This is a genomic window from Candidatus Parvarchaeota archaeon (assembly GCA_016866895.1).
In the GTDB taxonomy this organism is placed as follows: domain Archaea; phylum Micrarchaeota; class Micrarchaeia; order Anstonellales; family VGKX01; genus VGKX01.
In genome coordinates, this window is record VGKX01000132.1 from 1 (window position 1) to 3,640 (window position 3,640).

General features: G+C 49.9%; 2 protein-coding genes. Both read left to right on the top strand.

Annotation, left to right across the window (positions count from 1 at the left end):
• Window positions 1-365 precede the first annotated feature (365 nt).
• Window positions 366-2,273 carry an ATP-dependent protease LonB gene (gene lonB, locus FJZ26_04930; GenBank protein ID MBM3229750.1) on the top strand — a complete coding sequence of 636 codons (1,908 nt, stop codon included), beginning with the start codon at window positions 366-368 and terminating at the stop codon, window positions 2,271-2,273.
• A gap of 19 nt (window positions 2,274-2,292) precedes the next feature.
• A partial coding sequence (asnS, locus tag FJZ26_04935) for an asparagine--tRNA ligase (GenBank protein MBM3229751.1) occupies window positions 2,293-3,640 on the top strand: 1,348 nt, incomplete at its 3' end.

The following is a 3,640-nucleotide window of genomic DNA, read 5'->3' on the forward strand; positions in this document are numbered from 1 at the left end:
TCGAAGCCAATCAGGGTAAGTTTTTAAACCTCATTTCACCAAGGATAATGTTTTGTGGGCTTGACTTGGTAGGCTAGTCAAATGCAGCTTAAGCAATCAACGCTGTATTTGCGCTTCAAATAAATACAAGCAAAAGTTCTAATGCATGCTAATTTCGTTTGAAAAACAGTTATCCGGGTAATCCAATGTCTTCAGGTTCGATCCAGTTCAAGACAACCGCGGAAATCAAGGTTCCAGACAGCCTTGCAGACCAGGTCATAGGCCAGGAAAAAGCGGTAAGAATAATCAAAAAAGCTGCAAAGCAGCGGCGAAACGTGCTTTTGCTTGGGCCCCCAGGCACTGGAAAATCCATGCTTGCAAGGGCAATGGCGCAGCTTATGCCATCTGAAAACCTGGAGGATGTCCTTGTCTACCCAAATTCAAACGATGAGAACAAGCCTCTTATAAAAGTTGTGCGGACCTACCCAAACGAGGCCGAGATAAAGGCAAGCCAGTTCCTGCTCAGGCTTTACAAAAGCCCGCTTTCAAAGGCCCTGCTCCAGCCACAGGCCCCTTTGCAGGAAGATTCATTTGACGCCTCGCCAAAAGAGACAGTCAAGCCCCTTGAGTGGGGCCAGGGCAGACGCATTGTCCACATGGGCAAGTCTCAGTTTGCGCTTCAGGGCCGCGGCCTCAATCCGACAGTGCTCTTTCTTTTCCTGATACTAACCGCCCTTGTCTTCCTTTTTGCAACAGGCGGCTTTAAGGAGGAAAACAAGTGGTTCGTACTTGCAATCGTCTTTGGCATCACTGTCCTGTTCCTTCTTTGGAGATTCACCAATTCAGTTGGCAGGCGCATGGGGGCATTTGAGTTTCTTGAGCCAAAGCTGATAGTTGACAACACTGGAAAAAGGACAGCCCCGTTTATAGATGCAACAGGGGCGCGCTCGGGCGCACTGCTTGGCGATGTGCGCCATGACCCTCTGCAGTCAGGCGGACTTGGGACTCCGGCGCATCTAAGGGTTGAATCCGGGGCAATACACAGGGCAAACAAAGGCGTGCTTTTCATTGATGAAATTGCATCCCTCAAGCCGCAATCCCAGCAGGAGCTTCTCACGGCAATACAAGAGAGGAAATACCCAATCACCGGGCAGTCTGAAATGTCCTCCGGGGCAATTGTAAAGACCGAGGAGGTACCTTGCGATTTTGTGCTTGTTGCCGCAGGCAATGTTAATGACATAACCAAAATGCATCCTGCGCTTCGCTCAAGGATTAGGGGAAACGGCTACGAAGTTTATGTCGAAGATTCTATGCCGGACAACGAGCAAAACCAGAACAAGCTTGTGCAGTTTGTGGCCCAGGAAGTCAAAAAGGACGGAAAAATCCCGCATTTCACATTTGAGGCAGTCATGGAAACCATCGACCACGCAAGAAGGATGGCAGGAAGAAAAAACCGCCTAACCATGAATCTTAGGGAGCTAGGCGGCCTTGTTCGCGCCGCAGGTGACCTTGCACGGGAGGAGGGAAAGGAGCTTGTTGACAGGGAAACTGTCCTGAAGGCAAAGCCGTTTGCAAGCTCGCTTGAGCACCAGATTTCAGAGCGAAGCATCGAGTATCGGAAGGACTACAACATGTTTGTCACAGAAGGCCTGATTGTTGGCCGGGTAAACGGTCTTGCAGTCCTTGGGGATGTGAGTAGCGGGCTTGTCATGCCAATTGTCGCCGAAGTGACTCCCGCCTCCTCAAAGTCTGAAGGCAAGCTTATTGTGACTGGCAAGCTTGGGAAGATTGCAAAGGAGGCAGTTGAAAATGTCTCTGCAATCATCAAAAAGGACATAGGCAAAGACTTTTCACAGTACGATATCCATGTCCAGTTCATCCAAACATACGAAGGCGTGGAAGGCGATTCGGCATCCATCTCAATTGCAGTCGCAGTGATATCAGCCATGGAGGGAATTCCAGTTGACCAAACGTATGCCATGTCAGGCTCGCTTACTGTTAGGGGCGACGTGCTTCCTGTTGGCGGCATAACCTCAAAAACAGAGGCGGCAATTAGTTCTGGCTTGAAAAATGTCATTGTCCCAAAGCCAAATCATGGCGACATCTACCTGCCGCCAAAAATGAGGGAAAAAATCTCAATCCATCCTGTTTCAAGCATTGTTGAGGTGCTTAGGCTTTGCCTCAAGCCCTGCGAGCAAAAAGACGCTCTTTTGGCCAACATGGCAGGAATGATTGAAAATGGCAGCAGCTACAGGGGCGCAAGGAAACTTGGAAAAAAACCTGCAGGCAAATGAAATCACAGGCAACTGAAACATGGGCAAACAAAACAACATTGAAGGTATCCATATGAAAAAATCCAATTTGGCAGGGAATGAATCGCAAGGGGCAAAACCAACCCAGGCCGCCGGGGCGCAAGGCCCAAAAACACTTTCCGAATCCCATCTTGCCCAGTCAAAGTTTGAAAAAATCGGGGAAATACTTTCAGGCAATCATTCAGGAAGCAAGGTGAGCATCAGGGGCTGGGTGCACAGAAGCCGCACAAGCGGGGGGCTTGCCTTCATAGTAGTTCGGGACTCAACAGGTGTCATCCAGTGCGCAGTGAAAAAGGATGCAGTTGGAGATGACTCATTCCAGCAGGCATCAACGGCGTATCTTGAATCCACGATAGTAATAGAAGGCACGGCAAAGGAGGACAAGCGCGCTCCAGGTGGCTATGAGCTTGCGGCAACAGGCGTGCAACTTATATCCAAGGGCGAGCCGTTCCCGATTGCAAAGGACCAATCTGTAGAATTCCTTCTTGACACGCGCCACTTGTGGCTCAGGTCGCAAAAACTGACAAACATCATGAAAGCAAGGCATTTGATGATAAAGTATTTGCGCGAGTTTTTCGAGTCAGAAGGGTTTTGGGAGCTTGCACCGCCAATGATAACTGGAGCGGCGTGCGAGGGCGGCTCAACTCTGTTTGAAATGGACTACTTCGGGCAAAAGGCATATCTGACTCAAAGCAGCCAGCTTTATGCTGAGGTATTCACGACAGCCCTTGAGAAGGTTTTTGTTCTAGCCCCCTCATTTCGGGCTGAGCCATCTCGAACAGTGCGCCACTTGTGCGAATACTGGCACCTTGAGCCTGAAATGGCCTTCTACAACCAGAAAATGAACATGGAACTCCAGGAAAAAATGCTTGAAACTGTATGCCAAAAAATGGCGGCAAACCATGCAGATATATTGCAGGCTCTTGGCCGCGACCCTGACAAGCTCAAAGCAGTTAAAGCCCCATTCATGCGGATGACTTACGAAGATGCGGTGGAGCTTGCGATAAAAAAAGGCGCTAACATAAAAATGGGCCAGGACATTGGCGCAGACGAGGAGGCGCTTCTCACCTGCGAGGAGGAAAAGCCGATTTTTGTGACAAACTTCCCAAAGGATATCAAGGCGTTTTACATGCGCGAGGACCCGGAAAACCCAGGAACTGTGCTCAATGCAGACTGCCTGGCGCCTGAAGGGCACGGGGAAATTATCGGCGGCTCGGAGAGGATTTGGAATTATGATGAGCTGATGGCGCGCATAAAGGAGAACAATCTCAATCCCAAGGACTACGGGTGGTACATTGACCTGCGCAGGTATGGCTCCTACCCTCACTCTGGCTTTGGGCTTGGAATTG

Excerpts from the sequence above, each read along its gene's own strand:
- lonB (MBM3229750.1), top strand. The coding sequence starts at position 366 with ATGGCGCAGCTTATGCCATCTGAAAACCTGGAGGATGTCCTTGTCTAC.